We start from the raw sequence: 4,488 nt of genomic DNA on the forward strand, positions 1-4,488 counted from the left end.
GTGAGAAGGTCCTTCGCAAGCTCAGGAGGACAGATTTTTCTGCCCTTTTGGAGATAATATTCAACTTCTTATACGTTCTTCTTATCAATTATGAAGAAAGCATTACTCCCGCTACTCTTTCTATCCCTACCCGCCGTCGCCCAGCTCCGGCCCGAGGAGCCGGCCCAGCGCACGATGTACCCGAACGTGCTGCCCGGCACTATTTCCAACGTGCGGCATAGCCAGTCGGTGCGCTACCAAACTGCCGACCGCCAGTGGCACGATGGCCAGCTTCACCAGCTAAAGACCGAACGCGTCTACCTCGTCAATGAGTACCAACAAGCCATTTCCTACCTACCCACCGAGGTAATCCGCGTGGTGCTGCCTGATGCCACGTATGGTGGGGTAGGACGCTTTTTTGCGCAGGAATTATTCGCAGGAAGTAAAATGGGGCTGTATCAATATCAGGATATGGAAGCGGGCTTCGTGTGGCAACTGCTGGGCACGCAGTGGTGGCTGCGCCAACCCGATGGAGCCATGGTGAAGCTGCGCAGTGGCCGTGCCGCGTTCAGCCGGCAGATGCTGAGTGTGGTGGGAGATGATCCGGAACTGGCCAAGCGCCTGCAAGCCCGCGCCTACCGCCGCCGCGATGCAGCGGCTATTCTGGAGCAATATCAGCAGTGGCAACAGGCACAATCGGCGGCGCCGCGGCAATAAACTACCCCGCAGGGCGGCCACTTCCGAGGAGCTTCGTACTTTTGTACGCCATGCCCGAAGCCGAATCGCCCCTTGCCTCTCTCCACCGTGCCGCCGAGGCTGTGCGGCAACAGTTGCGCTTGAACGCCTATGATGCGGCCGCCGTGGACCGATTAGCCGCTTTTATCGAGGAGCAGCGCGCTACCATTAAGCCCGCTGAGCAGGAAGGCGTAGTCACGGCGCTGGGCTGTTTTCTGGGGCAGTGCCTAGTGCACACCTACCAAGGCGAGTGGGCCGCCGGCCTCGATAACACCACGGGGGTAGGCATCGGGGGTAAGAGCTTTTTCAACCCCTTCTACCGCGTGTCGCAGCAATTGGCGCACGGGTTGCCCGAGTCGGTGGCCGTATTTTTTGCCCAGGTGCCCACGCATCTGCAAGCTGCTCAACGTCGTAAAAACTGGATTTAGTGGATACCCTTCCTTCGCCTAGCCCCTTCGCCATGCGCCAGCTCGTCATTGCCATCGATGGTCACTCCTCCTGTGGCAAGAGCACCACGGCCAAGGCCGTAGCTGCCGAGCTAGGCTACGCGTACATCGACACCGGAGCCATGTACCGGGCCGTGACGCTCTACCTGCTGGAGCACCAGATTGCTTTCGACGACCTGCCGCGTGTAGAGGAAGCCCTGCACCAGATGCAGATTTCTTTTAAGCGCAACCGCAAAACCGGCCGCAACGAGCTGTGCCTCGATGGACACGTGCGGGAAGACGAAATCCGGCAAATGCGCATCTCCAATTCCGTGAGCGAGGTGTCGGTGATTCCGGCCGTGCGTCATGCCCTGGTGCGCCAGCAGCAGCAAATGGGCCGCAAGCGCGGCATCGTAATGGACGGTCGCGACATTGGTACCACCGTATTTCCGGATGCGGAGGTCAAGATTTTTATGACCGCCGACACCCACACCCGCGCCCTGCGCCGGCAGGAGGAGCTGGCCGTGAAAAACGAGGTAGTAGAGCTGGCCGATATCATCGACAACCTGGAAAAACGCGACCACATCGACTCCACCCGCGCCGAAAGCCCCCTGCGCCGCGCCTCCGATGCCGTGCTGCTCGATACCTCGCACATGACCATCGACGAGCAGGTAGACTTTGTGCTGGAACGGGCCTCAGCAGCGTTGTTTGCGCCTATGGCGGCCGGCAGTGAACGGAATGGCAGCTAAGCGGTTATATAAGTAAAATTGCGCAGCCGATTGGCATTTGGCGCTCTGTTTGCAGATCAAAAAGCTATGAACATCACCATCGACAAAAATTCGGGCTACTGCTTCGGCGTTGAATTCGCCATTCAGATGGCCGAGGATGAGCTGGCGCACGAGGAAACCCTGTATTGCCTAGGCGATATTGTGCACAATCGGATGGAGGTGGAGCGTCTGCACGCACTAGGCCTGCGCATCATCGACCGCGAGCAGCTGGGCACGCTCCACGACTGCAAGGTGCTGATTCGGGCGCACGGCGAGCCGCCGGAAACCTATCAGCTGGCCATGCAGAACAATCTGGAGCTGATTGACGCCTCTTGCCCGGTGGTATTGAAGCTGCAAAACCGCGTGAAGCACGCCTTCGATATCAGCAACCGCCAGCAAGGACAAATCGTCATTTACGGGCAGCCCGGCCACGCTGAGGTAGCGGGCCTAGCCGGCCAGACCGGCAACCAAGCCATCATCGTGATGAATGAGGCCGACCTGGACCAAGTAGACTTTTCGCGCCCCGTCACGCTGTTCAGCCAGACCACCAAGAGCACGGCCGGCTTCTACCACATGAAGCAGGTAATTGAGGAGCGCATTGCCGCCGCCGGTGTCGATGTAGCTACCTTCGACGCCAACGACAGCATTTGCCGCCAGGTGAGCAACCGCGAGCCGGCTTTAGCTAAGTTTGCCACTCAGCACGACGTGATTGTGTTCGTGAGCGGCCGTAAAAGCTCCAATGGCAAGGCTCTGTTTAGTGTCGTGAACAAAACCAACCCGCGCAGCTACTTCGTGGAGAACGAGGAAGACTTGCAGGACGAGTGGTTCCAGGACGCGCAATCGGTAGGGATTTGCGGGGCCACCAGCACGCCCATGTGGCTGATGCAGCAGGTTGCTGACCGCATTGCTCAGATTGGGGAGCTGGTGTAAGCCACCCGCTAGCGAATAACGATACATCATACATTCAAGCAAATGCCCGGCCGGTGCCCTACCAGCCGGGCATTTGTCATGTTAGGGTAGGGGGTGTGGCATGATTTGCGCCCTACCCTCAGAAGTAAATGCTGATTCTGTTACATGCGTAACCTTCCGAACTATTTTCTGAGCGGGCTGCTGGTGGTAGCGCCCATTGCCCTTACCATTTATATTCTGATAGCTGCCTTCACCTGGCTCGACCACCTGTTTTATGTGGAAGGTGTGCCAGGACTGGGGCTGCTGCTGTTGGCCGCGTTGATAACCAGCATAGGTTTTCTGGCAACCAGCTTTCTAGTACGCCCTTGGCTGACGATTACGCAACGGATGCTGCACCGCATGCCGCTGGTGGGCATCATTTATTCCAGTATCAAGGATCTGTTTGCGGCTTTTGTGGGCGATAATCAGAAGTTTAACCGGCCGGTGCTGGTGCGCATCAATGCCGAGCTGCCTGCCTACCGTATGGGCTTTGCCACCCAGGAGAACATTGTGGCCCTTGACCAACCGCATCTGGTAGCCGTGTATTACCCACATTCTTACAATTTCTCGGGTGAGTTACAACTGGTGCCTGTGGAGAGTATTACGTACCTGAATATTTCTAGCAGCGAAGCCATGAAGTTTATCGTGTCGGGTGGGGTGTCCAGCATCCGAGGGGTGCCAGTGCCGCGCGAAGGTGAGTCCAATGATGCCAGGGTAGGATAAACGGGCACGTATTGACGCGCCGCCGTGTTCTAAAGGGCTATTTTCTCATTAGAATACGATACTTGAAAACCACACTTCATTTCCAGCGCTATGGCTCCGGGCCGCGGGTGGTACTGGCGTTTCATGGGTACGGGCAGGGCCACGGCCACTGGCGCAGCCTGGTATCGGTGCTGGGCGAGCAGCGGGTGAGCGTGTACGCGTTCGACTTGTTCTACCACGGCCAGAGCCGCCTCAGCCGCACCGACGCACCCCTCACCAAACAACGTCTGGGTGAGTTGCTGGCGGATTTTCTGCGCGAGCAGCAAATTGACACGTTTGGCTTGCTGGCGTTTAGCATGGGCGCCAAGTTCGCCCTTACCGCCGCTGAGCGTTTCCCCGATAAGGTAGAGCAGCTCTGGCTACTCGCGCCCGATGGCTTGCAACGGCAGTTCTGGTATTCACTGGCTACCACTCCGCCGTTTATGCGCAACCTGCTGGGCCGCACCGTGCTGCGCCCGCAGCGCCTGCTAGGCTTCATCGATTCGTTGCGGCAGCGGCGCTTGGTAGACGCCGGTTTGGTGCGCTTTGCCGAATGGCAGTTGGATAGCCGCGAGAAACGCCTGCGTATCTACCGTAGTTGGGTAGGGTTTCGCAAGCTTACGTTTTCGCTGAAAGCACTGGCCCGGCTGCTAAACAAACGCCCTACCCCCGTTACGTTCTTTCTAGGTCGCCACGATCAGGTGATTCCGCACGCGGGCTTGCAGCAGTTCATTGCCACCCTCACCAACGCCCGCACGGTGCTGCTAGACACCGGCCACGCCGGGTTGATCTACGAGGTAGCCGCCTACGTACGCCGTCATCCGGAGGCGCAATGGTGAGTGAGTTGAGGAGGGTAAGGAGGGAGGAGAGTTAAGAAGAGTGTCATCCTGAGC

Annotated in this window: 6 protein-coding genes; all 6 read left to right on the forward strand. The window is 58.2% G+C overall.

Translation table 11 applies throughout. The features are described 5' to 3' along the window. Positions 1-90: 90 nt before the first annotated feature. The 6 genes from KYK14_RS21550 to KYK14_RS21575 all read left to right on the forward strand — a co-directional run bounded on the left by KYK14_RS21550 (position 91) and on the right by KYK14_RS21575 (position 4,434). Positions 91-696, forward strand: a complete 606-nt coding sequence (locus KYK14_RS21550) for a hypothetical protein (protein ID WP_219161722.1) — start codon at positions 91-93, stop codon at positions 694-696. A gap of 50 nt (positions 697-746) precedes the next feature. Further along, the gene (locus KYK14_RS21555) at positions 747-1,142 is read left to right on the forward strand and encodes a hypothetical protein (RefSeq protein WP_219161723.1); all 396 of its coding nucleotides are present in this window, start codon (positions 747-749) and stop codon (positions 1,140-1,142) included. A gap of 32 nt (positions 1,143-1,174) precedes the next feature. Further along, positions 1,175-1,888: a (d)CMP kinase gene (gene cmk, locus KYK14_RS21560; protein WP_208307913.1), complete on the forward strand. Its 714-nt coding sequence runs from the start codon at positions 1,175-1,177 to the stop codon at positions 1,886-1,888. Positions 1,889-1,954: 66 nt separating this feature from the next. Beyond that, positions 1,955-2,836 (forward strand): 4-hydroxy-3-methylbut-2-enyl diphosphate reductase, encoded by an 882-nt coding sequence (locus KYK14_RS21565; protein ID WP_185282595.1) that lies wholly within the window; start codon positions 1,955-1,957, stop codon positions 2,834-2,836. Between the two features lie 144 nt (positions 2,837-2,980). Then, the gene (locus KYK14_RS21570; protein ID WP_185282596.1) at positions 2,981-3,577 is read left to right on the forward strand and encodes a DUF502 domain-containing protein; all 597 of its coding nucleotides are present in this window, start codon (positions 2,981-2,983) and stop codon (positions 3,575-3,577) included. A gap of 62 nt (positions 3,578-3,639) precedes the next feature. Continuing rightward, positions 3,640-4,434 carry an alpha/beta fold hydrolase gene (locus KYK14_RS21575; RefSeq protein ID WP_219161724.1) on the forward strand — a complete coding sequence of 265 codons (795 nt, stop codon included), beginning with the start codon at positions 3,640-3,642 and terminating at the stop codon, positions 4,432-4,434. Positions 4,435-4,488 lie beyond the last annotated feature (54 nt).

The sequence above is a fragment of the Hymenobacter profundi genome, assembly GCF_019334315.1.
GTDB lineage: Bacteria > Bacteroidota > Bacteroidia > Cytophagales > Hymenobacteraceae > Hymenobacter > Hymenobacter profundi.

Coding starts and splice junctions, on each gene's coding strand:
- KYK14_RS21550 (WP_219161722.1), top strand. CDS start 91: ATGAAGAAAGCATTACTCCCGCTACTCTTTCTATCCCTACCCGCCGTC.
- KYK14_RS21555 (WP_219161723.1), top strand. CDS start 747: ATGCCCGAAGCCGAATCGCCCCTTGCCTCTCTCCACCGTGCCGCCGAG.
- cmk (WP_208307913.1), top strand. CDS start 1,175: ATGCGCCAGCTCGTCATTGCCATCGATGGTCACTCCTCCTGTGGCAAG.
- KYK14_RS21565 (WP_185282595.1), top strand. CDS start 1,955: ATGAACATCACCATCGACAAAAATTCGGGCTACTGCTTCGGCGTTGAA.
- KYK14_RS21570 (WP_185282596.1), top strand. CDS start 2,981: ATGCGTAACCTTCCGAACTATTTTCTGAGCGGGCTGCTGGTGGTAGCG.